Annotated in this window: 14 protein-coding genes; 6 read left to right on the top strand and 8 right to left on the bottom strand. The window is 67.9% G+C overall.

Annotated features, from left to right (window positions below):
* Window positions 1-46 precede the first annotated feature (46 nt).
* Both BLQ77_RS10570 and BLQ77_RS10565 read left to right on the top strand, forming a co-directional pair.
* Window positions 47-865 (top strand): taurine ABC transporter ATP-binding protein, encoded by an 819-nt coding sequence (locus BLQ77_RS10570; RefSeq protein WP_089958685.1) that lies wholly within the window; start codon window positions 47-49, stop codon window positions 863-865.
* The gene (locus BLQ77_RS10565) at window positions 862-2127 is read left to right on the top strand and encodes an ABC transporter permease (RefSeq protein ID WP_089958681.1); all 1266 of its coding nucleotides are present in this window, start codon (window positions 862-864) and stop codon (window positions 2125-2127) included. Before BLQ77_RS10570 ends, BLQ77_RS10565 begins: the two co-directional genes overlap by 4 nt.
* A gap of 19 nt (window positions 2128-2146) precedes the next feature.
* Here the strand turns inward: BLQ77_RS10565 and BLQ77_RS10560 are convergent, their stop codons facing one another.
* Window positions 2147-3067 (bottom strand): zinc-ribbon domain-containing protein, encoded by a 921-nt coding sequence (locus tag BLQ77_RS10560; RefSeq protein WP_242661683.1) that lies wholly within the window; start codon window positions 3065-3067, stop codon window positions 2147-2149.
* A 130-nt stretch (window positions 3068-3197) separates the two neighbouring features.
* Here BLQ77_RS10560 and BLQ77_RS10555 point away from each other — a divergent pair, with 130 nt between their 5' ends.
* From BLQ77_RS10555 to BLQ77_RS10540, 4 genes are read left to right on the top strand one after another with little or no spacing between them, the layout of a single operon-like run.
* Entirely contained in the window at window positions 3198-3875 is a 678-nt protein-coding gene (locus BLQ77_RS10555; RefSeq protein ID WP_008883248.1) for a cell division ATP-binding protein FtsE, read from the top strand.
* Entirely contained in the window at window positions 3872-4777 is a 906-nt protein-coding gene (locus tag BLQ77_RS10550) for a cell division protein FtsX (RefSeq protein WP_089958677.1), read from the top strand. Before BLQ77_RS10555 ends, BLQ77_RS10550 begins: the two co-directional genes overlap by 4 nt.
* Window positions 4777-5511, top strand: a complete 735-nt coding sequence (locus BLQ77_RS10545) for a lysophospholipid acyltransferase family protein (protein WP_089958674.1) — start codon at window positions 4777-4779, stop codon at window positions 5509-5511. Before BLQ77_RS10550 ends, BLQ77_RS10545 begins: the two co-directional genes overlap by 1 nt.
* Window positions 5498-6100, top strand: coding sequence for a pyridoxamine 5'-phosphate oxidase family protein (locus BLQ77_RS10540; protein WP_008883226.1), 603 nt, complete (start codon window positions 5498-5500; stop codon window positions 6098-6100). Before BLQ77_RS10545 ends, BLQ77_RS10540 begins: the two co-directional genes overlap by 14 nt.
* Window positions 6101-6594: 494 nt before the next feature.
* Here BLQ77_RS10540 and lpdA read toward each other — a convergent pair whose 3' ends face one another.
* From lpdA to BLQ77_RS10505, 7 genes are all read right to left on the bottom strand, one after another.
* Window positions 6595-7989, bottom strand: a complete 1395-nt coding sequence (gene lpdA / locus BLQ77_RS10535) for a dihydrolipoyl dehydrogenase (RefSeq protein WP_089958671.1) — start codon at window positions 7987-7989, stop codon at window positions 6595-6597.
* Between the two features lie 100 nt (window positions 7990-8089).
* Window positions 8090-8479 carry an MAPEG family protein gene (locus BLQ77_RS10530; RefSeq protein ID WP_089958669.1) on the bottom strand — a complete coding sequence of 130 codons (390 nt, stop codon included), beginning with the start codon at window positions 8477-8479 and terminating at the stop codon, window positions 8090-8092.
* A gap of 2 nt (window positions 8480-8481) precedes the next feature.
* Window positions 8482-8874, bottom strand: a complete 393-nt coding sequence (locus BLQ77_RS10525) for an MAPEG family protein (protein ID WP_008883056.1) — start codon at window positions 8872-8874, stop codon at window positions 8482-8484.
* A complete protein-coding gene (locus BLQ77_RS10520) occupies window positions 8871-9104 on the bottom strand; it encodes a hypothetical protein (protein ID WP_089958666.1) in 234 nt (77 codons plus the stop codon). Before BLQ77_RS10520 ends, BLQ77_RS10525 begins: the two co-directional genes overlap by 4 nt.
* Window positions 9105-9230: 126 nt before the next feature.
* The gene (locus tag BLQ77_RS10515; RefSeq protein ID WP_089958662.1) at window positions 9231-9827 is read right to left on the bottom strand and encodes a hypothetical protein; all 597 of its coding nucleotides are present in this window, start codon (window positions 9825-9827) and stop codon (window positions 9231-9233) included.
* On the bottom strand, window positions 9827-11335 hold the full coding sequence (gene odhB / locus BLQ77_RS10510; protein WP_089958660.1) for a 2-oxoglutarate dehydrogenase complex dihydrolipoyllysine-residue succinyltransferase: 1509 nt from the start codon (window positions 11333-11335) through the stop codon (window positions 9827-9829). Before odhB ends, BLQ77_RS10515 begins: the two co-directional genes overlap by 1 nt.
* A 4-nt stretch (window positions 11336-11339) precedes the next feature.
* The gene (locus tag BLQ77_RS10505) at window positions 11340-14312 is read right to left on the bottom strand and encodes a 2-oxoglutarate dehydrogenase E1 component (RefSeq protein ID WP_089958657.1); all 2973 of its coding nucleotides are present in this window, start codon (window positions 14310-14312) and stop codon (window positions 11340-11342) included.
* Window positions 14313-14422 lie beyond the last annotated feature (110 nt).

The raw sequence follows: 14422 nt of genomic DNA, 5'->3' as shown, positions 1-14422 counted from the left end.
TGCCGGCCCCCTGCGGCCCCGGCACCTGACATCGTGAAGGACGGGAATGAACGGACTTTCCATCGACCAGATCTCCATGCGCTTCGACCTGCCCAACGGCAGCTCGGTGCAGGCGCTCAAGGACGTGACGCTCGAGCTCGGCGCGGGCGAACTGCTCTCGGTGCTGGGCCCCTCGGGCTGCGGCAAGACCACGCTTCTCAACATCGTGGCGGGCTTCCTTGCGCCCACCTCGGGCGAGATCCGGCTGAACGGCCACCGCGTCACCGGCCCCGCCGCCGAGCGCGGCATGGTGTTCCAGCAGGGCGCGCTCTTCGAGTGGATGAACGTGCGCGACAACGTGAGCTTCGGGCCCCGCATGGCCGGGCGGCGCGAGCGTGACTGGGGCGCCAACGTCGACCACCTGCTCGAGGTGGTCGGACTGCGCGACTTCAAGGAAAAGGCGGTCTACGAGCTGTCCGGCGGCATGCAGCAGCGCGTGGCACTGGCCCGCTGCCTTGCCAATGAGCCCGACGTGATCCTCATGGACGAACCGCTGGGCGCGCTCGACGCGCTGACCCGCGAGAAGATGCAAAGCCTCGTGCTGAAGCTCTGGAAGGAGACCGGCAAGACCATCATCCTCATCACCCACTCGGTGGAAGAGGCGCTGCTTCTCGGCGAGCGCCTGCTGGTGATGGCGCCGCGTCCCGGGCGCATCCACCGCGAGTACCGTCTGCCCTTCGCCGACATCGGCGTGGGCGAGGACCTGCGCGCGGTGAAGAAGCACCCAGAGTTCGCCCGCACCCGCGAGGAGATCCTCGGGATGATCTGGGACATGGAGGAAGAGATCATGGGCCGCGCCGAAGTGACCGGGGGGGCCGCGACATGATCGTCTTCCTGATTTACGTGGCGATCTTCGTGGGCTCCTTCCTGCTGGTGAAGCTGCTGGTGCATCGCACCACCGGCGATTTCACCGCCCGCAAGACCGTCACCTTCGGCGACGAAAGCGCGGTGCGGCCCAACCGCATCGCCAGCGTCGTCTCGGTGCTGACCATCTTCCTGCTCTGGGGCGCCTTCACCGGGTCGAACTGGGTGCCGGGCTTCCTGCACGCGCCGGGGCCCTTCGTGGGCGACGCCACCTTCACCTACACCGCCGAGGCGGAGGGCGTTGCGCCCGACGACGCCACCGTCACCATCCGGGTCTTCCCGGTGGGCGAGGAGGTGGATGCGCCCGAGGTCGACCCGGGCGAGGGCTGGGCCAGGAACGACTCCGCCACCGTGGGCGCCTGGCGCTCGGGTCTGGTGCGGGTGGACCAGAACGACGAGCACGGCCGCGACGAGGGACACACCGTGGTGGCCGTCAACGGCGAGCCCATCGCGCCGGGCGGCGAGGTCATCACCGAGTACGGCCGCGTCGGCATGTCGCCCAAGGGCACGCTCAACTTCGAGCCCGCCAAGGGCTGGCAGATGGAGCCGATCTGGCTGCCGCCGCCCGAGGCGGTGATGGCGCGGCTGGGCGAGATCGCCCGCGAGGGCTATCGCGGCAGCACCCTTTGGGAGCACCTCGGCTGGTCGCTGTTCCGGGTCATCGCGGGCTTCTTCTTCGGCGCTATGATCGGCATTCCGCTGGGCTACGCCATGGGGCTCAGCGACTGGTTCCGCGGCTGGTTCGACCCCATCGTCGAGTTCATGCGCCCGGTGCCGCCGCTGGCGCTGATCCCGCTGGTGATCATCTGGGCGGGCATCGGCGAGCTGGGCAAGATCATCCTGCTGTTCCTCGCCGCGCTCTGGATCATGGCCATCGCCGCGCGCTCGGGCGTCTCGGGCGTGAGTATCTCGAAGGTTCACGCCGCCTATTCGCTGGGCGCGAGCAAGTGGCAGATCATGCGCCACGTCATCGTGCCGAACTCGCTGCCGGACATCTTCACCGGCGCGCGGGTGGCGATGGGCGTGTGCTGGGGCACCGTCGTGGCCGCCGAACTGGTGGCGGCCGAGAAGGGCGCGGGCATGATGATCATGGTGGCGTCGAAGTTCCAGCTTACCGACATCGTGATCATGGGGATCATCCTGATCGGCGTCATCGGCTTCGGCATCGACATCCTGATGCGGCTTGCCGAAAAGGCGCTGGTGCCGTGGAAGGGGCGGGGCTGAGCGCCCCGCCATTGCGCGCTCACTCGGCGGGCGCGTCTCCGAACATCTGCACAATCGCGGTCACCTGGCCGTCGAGCCAGAGTCGCAGCGCGTCGATCTTGGCGACATAGGCGGTCAGGAAGGGTTCGGCACCGGGGAACATCCCGGCGATCCTGGGCGCCAGCAGGTAGAGCGCGATCGCGATGATCACGATGGCCAGAACCAGCCGGAAGCCGTTGGCAAAGCCGCTGCGCTCGGTTTTTTCCTCGTCCTCGAGCACGGCGCGGCCCTGCGGCGTCTCCATGCCGCGGCGCTCGGTGGCGCGCAGGGTCTGGTTGATTTCCTCGATGTCCGGCAGCAACTCTCGGCGGGTGCTGGCAGCGGTGGTGGCGGAGGCGGCCGCTGCGGCCGTGCTCTCGTCGCCGACCAGCGAGGCCGTGGTGTCCTCGCTCCGGAGCGCCGACATGCGCTCGCGCGCCGCGTGCGCACGGCGGGCCGCGTCGTCCTCGTCGGGGGGCTGCAGGCCGAGCTCGGGCTGGGTCTCGAGCGTGTCGGCCGCGCGGTTGCGGGCCTCGCGCTCGGCTTCGGCACGCAGCACCTCGGCCACGGAGGGATCAAGGCTGCGCGGCTTGCGCGGGCGCGGGGCCACGGGCAACGGCTCGGGTTCTTCCTCGGGGTCAGGCTCGGGGATGGTCTCGGGGTCCGGCTCCGCCTCGGGCTCCGGGGCGGGGGTCTCGGGCGGAAGGTCGGCCTTCCAGTCGTCGTCGGGAAGCCCGTGGCCAAGCTCGCCCGTCAGATCGGCGTCGTCATCGGGATGGGCCTGGAACCAGGTGTGGCCGCAGTTCGAGCATTGCACATCGCGCCCGCCCTCGGGGATGACGTTCGTTGGCACCTCGTATTGCGCGCCGCAATTCGGGCAAATCAGCCGCATCTCGTCCCCATGATCAACTGCACCGTTCACGCCTCGTTCCTTTGCCGACAATAGGTTACCGACCCCTATGGGAAAAGCCCATTTTCCCGGGGCGGCGCGGATTGCATATGCGGCGCGGCTCATGCACAACAGGCCGAGTTTTTCCGGGGATGGAACGGGCGTGATCGAACTGGACAACGTGGCGTACAGCTATGGCGGCGGCGAGCTTCTGAGCGAGCTGTCCCTGCAGTTGGCGCCGGGGTCGTTTCACTTCCTCACCGGCCCGTCCGGGGCGGGCAAGACCACCCTTCTCAAGCTCTGTTACGGCGCGCTGCGTCCCACCGCTGGCGTCGCGCGTCTGTTCGGGCAGGATGTCCGGCAGATGGACCGCGACGACATCGCCATGAGCCGCCGCCGCATCGGCGTGGTGCATCAGGATTGCCAGTTCCTGGACCACCTCTCGGTGGCCGAGAACGTCGCGCTGCCGATGGCCGTCGCGGGGCAGGCGATGCCCGAGCAGGACGACAACCTGCGCGAGCTGATGGCCTGGGTCGGGCTGACCGAGCGCGCCGGCGCGCTGCCCCCCGAGCTTTCCGGCGGCGAGCGTCAGCGCGCGGCGCTGGCCCGCGCCGTCATCATGTCGCCCGAGGTGGTGCTGGCGGACGAACCCACCGGCAACGTCGACTGGGAGATGTCGCAGCGGCTGCTGCGCCTGCTGATCGAGCTCAACCGCATGGGCGTCACGGTGCTGATCGCGACCCACGACCTGCAGCTCATCCGGGCCGCCAAGTCGCAGGTGCAGGCGCGGGTGCTGCGCATCGCCAACCGCAGGCTGAACGCGGCGGGGGTCGATCTGTGAAGGCAACGCTGCAAACGCTGTTCGCGCTCGGCCGCGGCGACAAGGCTGCCGACCGGGTCGTGCCGCCCACCGGTTTCACCGCGCGGCTGACGCTCTTCGCCGCTGCCGCCATGGCCTTTCTCGCGGTCTTCGCGCTGGCGCTGTCGCTGGCGGCGGCACGGCTGGCCACGAGCTGGGGCGACGAGCTTGCAAGGGCCTCGACGGTGCGGATCTCGGCGCCCGACGGGCAGATGGCGGAGCAGACCGCCACCGCGCTGCGGCTGCTGCAGCAGACCCCCGGTGTCGCCTCGGCCCGCGCCCTGAGCGAGGCCGAGCAGCAGGCGCTGCTCGAGCCGTGGTTCGGGCCGGACCTGCCGGTGGCGCAACTGCCCGTGCCGCAGCTCATCGAGGTGCTGGAAACGCCCGAGGGCTACGACCCCGACGGGCTCCGCCTGCGGCTGCAGGCCGAGGTGCCCGGCGCGGTGCTCGACGACCACGCGCGCTGGCGCAAGCCGCTGATCGCGGCGGCCTCGCGGCTGCGGTTGCTGGGCTGGGCCTCGGCGCTGATGATCGCCGCCACCGTGGGCGCCATGGTGACGCTGGCCGCCAACGCGGCGCTGGCGGCCAACGCGCAGGTGATCGCGGTGCTGCGCCTCGTGGGGGCCACCGACGCCTACATCGCCCGCGCCTTCGTGCGGCGCTTCACCCTGCGGGCGCTTTCGGGCGCCGCGGCGGGGACGGTGCTGGGCATCGGGGCGGTGCTGCTGATGCCCCCGGCGGGCGAAACCGCGAGCTTCCTGACCGGGCTCGGCTTCCGGGGCTGGCACTGGGTGGTGCCGCTTCTGGTCCCGCCGCTGGCCGCGGCGGTGGCCTTCGTCGCAACCGCGGTGGCCGCGCGCCGCGTACTCGGAGGATTGAGCTGATGGGTTACGCGATCCAGTGGCTGCGCTCGCTGGTTTTTCTCGTCGCGATGTACGGTGGCATGGCGGTGATCGGCATCCTGTTCTTCCCGTGGGCGATGCTGTCGACCCACGGAGCGCGGGTCGCCTGTGTCTCCTGGAGCCGCTGGACGCGCTGGTGCGCCGCCTGGATGGTGGGACTGCGGACCGAGGTCCGGGGCACGCCGCCGACGGAGGAGGTGATCGTCGCCTCCAAGCACCAGAGCTTCCTCGACATCATCATGATCTTCAGCGCGGTGCCCGCAGCAAAGTTCATCATGAAGCGCGAGCTGCTCTGGGCGCCGGTCCTCGGCCAGTACGCGCTGCGGATCGGATGCGTGCCGGTCAACCGCGGCAAGCGCGGGGCGGCCATCGCCAAGATGCTCAGGGACGTGTCGCAGGGCGCCGCCGCGCCCGGACAGCTGATCATCTACCCGCAGGGAACACGCGTCGCCCCGCAGGTGAAGATGCCCTACAAGGTGGGCGCGGCGCTGCTATACCGCCAGTCCGGACAGCCCTGTGTGCCCGCCGCCACCAACGTCGGCGTGTTCTGGCCGCGCAAGGGCATCTACCGCAAGCCGGGGCTCGCCGTGGTCGAGTTCCTGCCCGTGATCGAACCCGGCCTGTCGAAGGACGCGTTCCTCGGTCAGCTGGAACAGGAGGTCGAAACCGCCAGCGACCGGCTCTACGAGGAGGCCATGCAGTATGCGAAGGATTGAGGACATCGCGGCGCTCGAGGCGCTGTACGGGACGCCGTCCGAGGCGTCGCTGCGCAAGGTCGCGGGGCGGCTCACGCCCGCCTATCGCAAGTGGATCGCCGCCTCGCGCTTCTGCGTCGTCTCGACCGTGGGCCCGAACGGCACCGACGGCACGCCGCGCGGCGACGACGGCCCGGTGGTACTCGAGCTCGACCCCGGCACGCTGGCGCTGCCCGACTGGCGCGGCAACAACCGGCTCGACAGCCTGCGCAACCTCGTCACTGACGGGCGCATCTCGCTGATGTTCATGGTGCCCGGCGACAACTCGGTGGTGCGGGTGAACGGCAAGGCGTGGCTGACCGACGACGAGGCGCTGCGCGGCCGCTTCGCGCGCAAGAGCATGCTGCCCGCCACGGTCGCGGTGATCGAGATCGCCGAGGTCTACGCGCAATGCCCCAAGGCGTTGCTGCGCTCGGGCCTCTGGGGCCGCGACGACAGCGCCGAGACCCCGTCTCTGGGCGAGATCCTCGACGAGATGACCAGCGGCGAGATCGAGGCAGGGGCCTGGGACCGCACCTACCCCGAGCGGGCCAGGCAGACGCTCTGGTGACCCTCTCGACGCCGTGATCGGTTCCGGAAACGGAACCGCCGGCCGGACGGGCGGAACTCCTGACGTCAAGGAACTCAGGAGACATCATGCCCAAGGACCCCGTCCTCACCACCCGCCGCGCTCTGTTCGCCGGGTTCGCCGCCTCTCCCGTGTGTGCCGCCGGTGTCGGCGCCTTCCCGCGGGCGCGCGCGTAGGCGCAATCGGCAGGGTTGCTGACGCCGACCGTGCGCGTGGGGATGCCCGAGGGCCCTTACTAGGTCGACGACAGGACCGTCCCGACCAGCCAGATCGTCTTCCCCGATGCGCTGAACCAGTACCCGTCCCTGAGCGTGGCGCCCTACAACGACCGAAGCGGCGAGCGCGACACCCGTGAATGGCAACGACTGGATCGCGAGCGAGGCGGGCGTGATCGCCGAAACGAAGAGGGCCCCCGCAGCGCGCGGGGGCCCCTTTTTTGCCGGTCCCTCCGGCCGCGAGAGCCGGGAGCGTCGGGATCAGGAGTGGATCGGGCCGTCGCCGCAGGCCAGAGCCGCCTCGCGCACCGCTTCCGAGAAGGTCGGGTGGGCGTGGCAGGTCAGCGCCAGGTCTTCGGCCGAGCCGCCGTATTCCATCGCCACGCAGACCTCGTGGATCAGGTCGCCGGCCGACGGGCCGATGATGTGGCAGCCGAGGATGCGGTCGGTTTCCTTGTCCGCGAGGATCTTCACGAAGCCTTCACCCGCGAAGACCGCCTTCGCGCGGCCGTTGCCCATGAACGAGAACTTGCCGACCTTGTAGGCGCGGCCCTCGTTCTTGAGCTCCTGCTCGGTGGCGCCGACCGAGGCGACCTCGGGCCAAGTATAGATCACGCCGGGGATGACGCCATAGTTCACGTGGCCATGCTTGCCGGCGATGACCTCGGCGCAGGCCATGCCCTCGTCCTCGGCCTTGTGGGCCAGCATCGGGCCGGTGATCGCGTCGCCGATGGCGTAGATGCCCTTGACGCTGGTCTGCCAGTGGCCGTCGGTCTTGATCTGACCGCGGTCGGTGGTGGCGATGCCGAGCGCGTCGAGGCCCAGCCCGTCGGTGTAGGGCTTGCGACCGGTCGCGACGAGCACCACGTCGGCCTCGGCCGACTGCTCGCTGTCGTCCTTGCGCAGCTTGTAGGTGACCGTGGCCTTGCCGCCCTTGGTCTCGACCTTCGACACGGCGGCGCCGAGGGTGAACTTGAGGCCCTGCTTCGACAGCAGCTTCTGCAGGCTGCGCTGCACCTCGGCGTCCATGCCGGGGGTGATGGCGTCGAGATACTCGATCACCTCGACCTCGGCGCCGAGACGCGCGTAGACCGAGCCCATCTCGAGCCCGATGACGCCGGCACCGATGACGATCATCTTCTTCGGCACCTTGGGCAGCTCGAGCGCGCCGGTCGAGGTCACCACGACCTTCTCGTCGATCTCGACGTCGGCACCGGGCACCGACGCGGGCACAGAGCCCGAGGCGATGATGATGTTCTTGGCGTCGTGGGTCTCGTCACCGACCTTGACCTTGCCGGCCTCGGGGATGCTGGCCCAGCCCTTGATCCAGTCGATCTTGTTCTTCTTGAAGAGGAACTCGATGCCCTTGGTGTTCTGGCCGATGACGTCGTCCTTGTAGGAGAGCATCTGCTTCCAGTCGACGGTGGGCGCCTTGCCCTTGAGGCCCATGGCCGCGAAGTTGTGCTCGGCCTCGTGCAGCTGGTGGCTGGCGTGCAGCAGCGCCTTGGAGGGGATGCAGCCCACGTTCAGGCAGGTTCCGCCGAGGGTCTCGCGGCCCTCGACGCAGGCGGTCTTGAGTCCGAGCTGGGCGCAGCGGATGGCGGCGACGTAGCCGCCGGGGCCCGCGCCGATGACGATGACGTCGTATTGTGCCATTTCGTTTGTCCTTTCTGTTGTCGGTTCGGAGGGGGAGGGGGCGCTGCCCCCTCGGCGCGTGCCGCGCCTCACCCCCGGAGTTTATCTGGCAAGATGAAGGTCACAGGAGCGCCGCCACCAGCATGACGACGGTCGAGAACAGCCCGACCGCCCAGATCAGCGAGCGCCACGGCGCCCAGCCGAGCAGATAGGCGGGGATGTAGAGCACGCGGGCGCCGAGGTAGAGCAGCGCCGGGATCACGGTGAGCGCGCTGCTTTTGTCGGCGTAGGTCACCACCATGGTGGCGATGCCGAACAGGATCAGCCCTTCGAAGTGGTTGTTCATCGCCCGTTGCGCACGGCCGGCGAGGCCGGTGAGCTCGCGGCTGCTGTCGCGCGGGGAGGCGGCGTACTTGCTGCCCACCTGCTTCTGCGCGAGGATCGAGAACAGCATCATCTGCAGGACCTGCAGGAGCGCGGCGAGGGTGAGGGCGGTGAGTTCAGGGGTCATGGTCAGAGCAGGCTCGCGAGGATCATGACGAAGCAGGAGACGAGGCCCGCCGAGAAGATCAGCGACCGCCACGGTACCCAGCCGAAGGCGTAGGCGGGCAGGTAGAGGGCGCGGGCGGCGACGAAGACCCAGGCGGCGATGGCGGTGAGCCAGCCGTTGCTCTGGGTGAACTGCACCAGCGCCACGGCGATGATGAAGAGGCCGATGTTCTCGGTGTGGTTGGCCAGCGCGCGGCGCAGGCGGAGCGTGTGCGCGGAGAGGCGGGCCTCGACGCCGTCGCGGGGGCCGGTGTTGCCGTCGCGCCCCACATCGGCCTCGAGCGCCCGCTGCGACCAGAGCACGGCGGCGAGGTGGATGAAGGCCGTGGCGGCGAGGGCTGCGAGTTCCGGGGTCATGCGGTCCTCAGGAAATGGGCCTCGGCGGGCGCGTGGCCCAGCGAGTCGGCCTGGCTCAGCCAGGACCTGGCCTTGTCGGCATCGTTGATGCTGAAGAGCAGCCAGGTGGCGGCGCCGTCGGTCTCCTGCCAGCGTTGCAGCAGGGTGAGCCCGGCGTTGCCGCGGTTCTCGGCGTCGCCGTCGAATTGGCCGGCGTCGAAGCTGGTGTAGCGGAGAAGGAGCTGGTTCATGCGGTGGTCTCCGATCTGGACTGGGTGCAAAGGGTTCTCTTTAGTCCGCGGCACACGCCGGAGAGTGTGAAATCCGACCCGACAGCTCCAATGAGATGTCCTATGCAACCGAGTAGTTTGGACACTCTATGTTTGCCCATGGGTGGTATCTGACTTTTCGAGGTCGGAGTAGCGGACGTAGAGCTGATGAAACCTGCTAACTTCTTGTGCTGAGGCTAACCTGCAGGAGAGTACGGTAAGCGCCAATATGATGAACGAAAAGAGGTGCATCGGCCAGCCGTTGAGTGGGGCAGCGCTTGTGAGCAGGGGGGCCAACGCGGAAAATACTAGAAGCAACAGCATCGCAACTGCCGTTCCAAGCATGCCATGGAAAAACCCTATGCGCCGTTCCGCCATCGCCATGCAATGCCATAGGCTTTCGTTCCGGCTAAGTGAGACTCTTGCAACGATCTCTTCGTCGAAACGACTGACCAAGCCACCGTATTCGGCGAGCAGTTTCCCCAACGCGGCGACTGAACGACCAGCAATGTAAGACACAAATACTGCGATGGCAGCGCATGCAGCGCCTAGCCACGCAGGGATTCGTTCCACGAACTCATACACTTCGGCGAATGGTTGCAATTGGCTCCTGTAGTAGAAGCCAATTGCAATTAAGGTTACCGCCCCAAATCCGAACGCCTCAGAGAAGTCGGAGGAACCGAGTTTGGAGTAGTCTTGGATCATCAGAGATCCATCAGCAGGCGGCGCGGATCCTCGAGCGCTTCCTTGACGCGGACGAGGAAGGTCACGGCGCCCTTGCCGTCGACGATGCGGTGATCGTAGCTCAGCGCGAGGTACATCATCGGGCGGATCTCGATCTTGCCGTTCACGACCATCGGACGGTCCTGAATCTTGTGCATGCCGAGGATGCCCGACTGCGGGGGGTTCAGGATCGGCGAGGACATCAGCGAGCCGTAGACACCACCGTTGGAGATGGTGAAGGTGCCGCCCTGCATCTCGGCCATCGAGAGCTTGCCGTCACGGGCGCGCTTGCCCTTCTCGGCGATCTCGCCCTCGATCTCGGCGAAGGACTTGTTGTCCACGTCGCGGATGACCGGAACCACGAGGCCCTGGGGCGTGCCGGCGGCGATGCCCATGTGCACGAAGTTCTTGTAGACCACGTCGGTGCCGTCGATCTCGGCGTTGACCTCGGGGACTTCCTTCAGCGCGTGCACGCAGGCCTTGGTGAAGAAGGACATGAAGCCGAGACGCACGCCGTGCTTCTTCTCGAACAGCTCCTTGTACTGGCTGCGCAGGGCCATGGTCTCGGTCATGTCCACCTCGTTGTAGGTGGTGAGCATGGCCGCGGTGTTCTGCGCGTCCTTCAGGCGGCGCGCGATGGTCTGGCGCAGGCGGGTCATCTTGACCCGCTCCTCGCGGGCGGCGTCCTCGGCCGGGCTCGGCGCGCGGGGGGCCGCTGCCGGGGCGCTGGCCGCTGCGGGCGCGGACTTGGCGGCGGCGATCGCGGCGGTCACGTCTTCCTTCATGACGCGGCCGTCCTTGCCGGTGCCCTGCACGGATTTCGGGTCGAGCCCGGCTTCCGCCATGGCCTTCTTGGCCGAGGGGGCGTCTTCCGCGTCCTTGCTGCCCGAGGAGGCGGCAGGTGCGGCAGCGGCGGGGGCCGCGGCCGGGGCGGCGGCGCCGGAACCGCTCGAGAGCACGGCGAGCTTGCCGCCGGCTTCCACGGTCGAGCCCTCGGGGGCGAGGATCTCGGTCAGCGTGCCGGAGGCGGGCGCGGGAACCTCGACCGAGACCTTGTCGGTCTCGAGCTCGCAGAGCATCTCGTCCTGCTGGACGCTGTCGCCGACCTTCTTGAACCAGGTCGAGACGGTGGCCTCGGTCACCGATTCACCCAGCGTCGGCACCATCACGTCGACCGGGGCCGCGTCGCCCGAGGGGGCGGCGGGCTTGGCGGCCGAGGGGCGCTCTTCGACGGTGGTCGAGCCGGCTTCGCCAGCGGGCGCGATATTGGCCAGCAGCGCGTCCACGCCCACGGTATCGCCTTCCTTCGCGACGATGTCCTCGAGGACGCCTTCCACGGGGGAGGGCACCTCGACGGTCACCTTGTCGGTCTCAAGCTCGCACAGCATCTCGTCCACGGCCACGGCGTCGCCCGGTTTCTTGAACCAGGTGGCCACCGTTGCCTCGGTCACGGATTCCCCGAGCGTGGGGACGCGCACTTCGGTCGTCATTGTGTCAGTTCCCTTCGATGGTCAGCGCCTCGTTCACGAGCGCCTCTTGTTGTGCCTTGTGTTGGCTGGCCAGACCCGTCGCGGGCGAGGCCGAGGTGGCGCGGCCGACGTAGCGCGGCCGCTGGTGGGTCGCGTCGATGCGGCCCAGCACCCATTCGATGTTGGGTTCGATGAAGGTCCAGGCACCCTGGTTCTTGGGCTCTTCCTGGCACCAGATCATCTCGGCGCCCTTGAAGCGTTCCAGCTCCTTCACCAGCGACAGCGCCGGGAACGGGTAGAACTGCTCGACCCGCAGCAGGTAGACGTCGTCCAGCCCGCGCGCATCGCGCTCTTCCAGCAGGTCGTAGTAGACCTTGCCCGAGCACATCACCACGCGCTTGATCTCGGCGTCGGGCTTCAGCTGGGTCTGGCTCTCGCCGGATTGCGCGCTGTCCCACAGGACGCGGTGGAAGCTCGACCCGGTGGTGAAGTCCGCCGCCGTCGAGACCGCCAGCTTGTGACGCAGAAGCGACTTCGGCGTCATCATGATGAGCGGCTTGCGGTAGCTGCGATGCAACTGCCGGCGCAGGATGTGGAAGTAGTTCGCCGGGGTCGAGCAGTTGGCGACGATCCAGTTGTCCTGACCGCACATCTGCAGGAAGCGCTCCAGGCGGGCAGAGGAGTGCTCCGGCCCCTGGCCCTCGTAGCCGTGCGGCAGCAGGCAGACGAGGCCCGACATCCGCAGCCACTTGGATTCACCCGAAGAGATGAACTGGTCGAACATGATCTGCGCGCCGTTGGCGAAGTCGCCGAACTGGGCTTCCCAGAGCGTCAGCGCATTGGGCTCGGCCAGCGAGTAGCCGTATTCGAAACCGCAGACCGCGTATTCCGACAGCGCCGAGTCGATGACCTCGTAGCGGGCCTGACCGTCGCGGATGTGGTTGAGCGGGTAGTAGCGCTCTTCGTCATCCTGGTTCACGAGGCCGGAGTGGCGCTGCGAGAAGGTGCCGCGGGTCGAGTCCTGGCCCGCGAGACGCACCGGGTAGCCCTCGGTCAGCAGCGAGCCGAAGGCAAGTGCCTCGCCCGTCGCCCAGTCGAAGCCCTGGCCGGTCTCGAACATCTTGGTCCGCGCGTCGAGGAAGCGGCCGATGGTCTTGTGCAGCGGGAAGCCGTCGGGCGTGGTGGTCAGCCCCTTGCCGATCTCGGCCATGGTCTCGGGCTTGATCGCCGTTTCGCCGCGCTGGTAGTTGCCTTCCTTCTGCGCGTCGAGATGCGACCAGCGGCCGTCGAGCCAGTCTGCCTTGTTCGGCTTGTAGGTCTTGCCGGCCTCGAACTCTTCGTTGAGGTGGGCCTGGAACGCCGCCTTCATGTCCTCGATCTCGCCCTCGGGGATCAGGCCGTCCTTGACGAGACGGTCCGTGTAGAGCGTGAGCGTGGTCTTGTGGCTCTTGATCTGCTTGTACATCACCGGGTTGGTGAACATCGGCTCGTCACCTTCGTTGTGACCGAAGCGACGATAGCAGAACATGTCGATGACCACGTCCTTGCCGAACTTCTGGCGGAACTCGGTCGCGACCTTGGCGGCGTGGACCACGGCCTCGGGGTCGTCCCCGTTGACGTGGAAGATCGGCGCCTCGACCACCAGAGCGTTGTCGGTGGGGTAGGGCGACGAGCGCGAGAAGTGCGGCGCGGTGGTGAAGCCGATCTGGTTGTTCACCACGATGTGGATGGTGCCGCCGGTGCGGTGGCCGCGCAGGCCGGAGAGCGCGAAGCACTCGGCCACGACGCCCTGGCCCGCGAAGGCCGCGTCGCCGTGCAGCAGGATCGGAAGCACCTGCCGGCGCTCGACGTCATTGAGCTGGTCCTGCTTGGCGCGGACCTTGCCGAGCACCACCGGGTTCACCGCCTCGAGGTGCGAGGGGTTGGCGGTCAGCGACAGGTGCACCTTGTTGCCGTCGAACTCGCGGTCCGAGGAGGCGCCGAGGTGGTATTTCACGTCGCCGGAGCCGTCCACGTCCTCGGGCTTGAACGAGCCGCCCTGGAATTCGTTGAAGATCGCGCGGTAGGGCTTTTGCAGCACGTTGGCGAGCACCGACAGGCGGCCACGGTGCGGCATCCCGAAGACGATCTCCTTGATGCCGAGGCTGCCGCCGCGCTTGATGATCTGCTCCATGGCCGGGATCAGCGATTCACCGCCGTCGAGGCCGAAGCGCTTGGTGCCCATGTACTTCACATGGAGGAACTTCTCGAAGCCCTCGGCCTCGACCATCTTGTTGAGGATGGCGCGGCGTCCCTCGCGGGTGAACTTCACCTCCTTGCCGTAGCCCTCGATGCGCTCCTTGAGCCATGCCGACTGCTCGGGGTCCGAGATGTGCATGTACTGGAGGGCGAAGGTGCCGCAATAGGTGCGCTTGAGCACGCCCATGATCTCGCGCAGCGACGCGACCTGCAGGCCGAGCACGTTGTCGATGAAGATCGGGCGGTCCATGTCGGCTTCGGTGAAGCCGTAGGCCTTGGGGTCGAGCTCGGGGTGCGCGTCGCGGCCGTGCAGGCCCAGCGGGTCGAGATCGGCGGCAAGGTGGCCGCGGATGCGGTGCGCGCGGATGATCATCAGCGCGCGGATCGAGTCGAGCACGGCGCGCTTGACCTGATCGTCGGTCACCGAGACGCCCTTTTCGGCGGCCTTGGCGGCGATCTTCTTGCCGGCGCCCTTGGCTTCGGCGGGCATCGCGGGCATCGGCCACTCGCCGGTGAGGGCGGCGGTCAGATCATCCTGCGGAGCGGGCGGCCAGTCGGCACGATCCCACGAGGCGCCCTGCGCCTCTTTCTTGACGCTGGTCTCGTCGTCGCCGAGAGCCTTGAAGAATTCGGCCCACGCCTCGTCGACCGCATTCGGGTCGTTGGCGTAGCGGGCGTACATCTGTTCAAGATATTCCGCGTTCGCCCCCTGCATGAAGCTGGAGGCGTGGAACTGGTCGTTGGGGCTTTGATCCGTCATCGCGCGTCTTCCTTTCTGACCGATCGGTGAAGCAGCAGGAAAGGGACCTCGTCGGCAGGGTCCCTTTCGTGATGCTCCTCTTCCGTGTCACAGCGGGCAAGGCAAGTCCC

The sequence above is a fragment of the Salipiger thiooxidans genome (assembly GCF_900102075.1).
Lineage (GTDB): Bacteria > Pseudomonadota > Alphaproteobacteria > Rhodobacterales > Rhodobacteraceae > Salipiger > Salipiger thiooxidans.
This window is presented reverse-complemented; position numbering and strand designations above follow the sequence as displayed.